The organism is Marseilla massiliensis, from assembly GCF_016899955.1.
In the GTDB taxonomy this organism is placed as follows: Bacteria; Bacteroidota; Bacteroidia; order Bacteroidales; family Bacteroidaceae; genus Prevotella; species Prevotella intestinigallinarum.
Genome location: NZ_JACJJL010000076.1, coordinates 1 through 1,597, shown reverse-complemented (window position 1 = coordinate 1,597; position 1,597 = coordinate 1). Strand labels below are relative to the sequence as shown.

At 60.0% G+C, this 1,597-nt stretch carries 1 rRNA gene; it reads left to right on the top strand.

The features are described 5' to 3' along the window. Positions 1-56 precede the first annotated feature (56 nt). A 16S ribosomal RNA gene (locus H6B30_RS15930) occupies positions 57-1,587 on the top strand. Positions 1,588-1,597: the final 10 nt, after the last annotated feature.

Genomic DNA, 1,597 nt, shown 5'->3' with positions numbered 1-1,597 from the left:
GGAACAGACCCTTCGGGCTTTACGTCCGTTGAGGTTTTAAGATAAAAGTCAATTATACAATGTAGAGTTTGATCCTGGCTCAGGATGAACGCTAGCTACAGGCTTAACACATGCAAGTCGAGGGGCATCATGGCGGTTGCTTGCAACCGCCGATGGCGACCGGCGCACGGGTGAGTAACGCGTATCCAACCTGGCCGTTGCCACGGCACAGCCCGCCGAAAGGCGGATTAATGCGGTATGAGGCGCTTCGATGGCATCAGAAGAGCGCCAAAGCTTCGGCGGCAGCGGATGGGGATGCGTCCGATTAGGCAGCAGGCGGGGCAACGGCCCACCTGGCCGACGATCGGTAGGGGTCCTGAGAGGGAGGCCCCCCACACTGGGACTGAGACACGGCCCAGACTCCTACGGGAGGCAGCAGTGAGGAATATTGGTCAATGGGCGGAAGCCTGAACCAGCCAAGTAGCGTGCGGGATGACGGCCCTATGGGTTGTAAACCGCTTTTTCACGGGGATAAAGTGCGCCACGTGTGGCGCTTTGCAGGTACCGTGCGAATAAGGACCGGCTAATTCCGTGCCAGCAGCCGCGGTAATACGGAAGGTCCGGGCGTTATCCGGAATCATTGGGTTTAAAGGGAGCGTAGGCCGCATGTCAAGCGTGCTGTGAAATCCCGGGGCTCAACCCCGGAAGCGCAGCGCGAACTGGCGTGCTTGAGTTGCATCGAGGCAGGCGGAATTCGTGGTGTAGCGGTGAAATGCTTAGATATCACGAAGAACCCCGATTGCGAAGGCAGCCTGCCAGTTGCACACTGACGCTGATGCTCGAAGGCGCGGGTATCGAACAGGATTAGATACCCTGGTAGTCCGCGCGGTAAACGATGGATGCCCGCCCTTGGGCCGTTAAGGTTCAGGGGCCAAGCGAAAGCGTTAAGCATCCCACCTGGGGAGTACGCCGGCAACGGTGAAACTCAAAGGAATTGACGGGGGCCCGCACAAGCGGAGGAACATGTGGTTTAATTCGATGATACGCGAGGAACCTTACCCGGGCTTGAACTGCAGAGGAATGTGGGAGAGATTCCACAGCCCTTCGGGGCCTCTGCGGAGGTGCTGCATGGTTGTCGTCAGCTCGTGCCGTGAGGTGTCGGCTCAAGTGCCATAACGAGCGCAACCCCCTCCCGCAGTTGCCATCGGGTAATGCCGGGCACTCTGCGGGCACTGCCGCCGCAAGGTGTGAGGAAGGCGGGGATGACGTCAAATCAGCACGGCCCTTACGTCCGGGGCTACACACGTGTTACAATGGGGCGCACAGAGGGAAGGGGCTGCGCAAGCAGCGTCGGATCGAGAAACCGCCCCTCAGTTCGGACTGGGGTCTGCAACCCGACCCCACGAAGCTGGATTCGCTAGTAATCGCGCATCAGCCATGGCGCGGTGAATACGTTCCCGGGCCTTGTACACACCGCCCGTCAAGCCATGAAAGCCGGGGGCGCCTGAAGTCCGTGACCGCGAGGGTCGGCCTAGGGCGAAACCGGTGATTGGGGCTAAGTCGTAACAAGGTAGCCGTACCGGAAGGTGCGGCTGGAACACCTCCTTTCTGGAGCGGG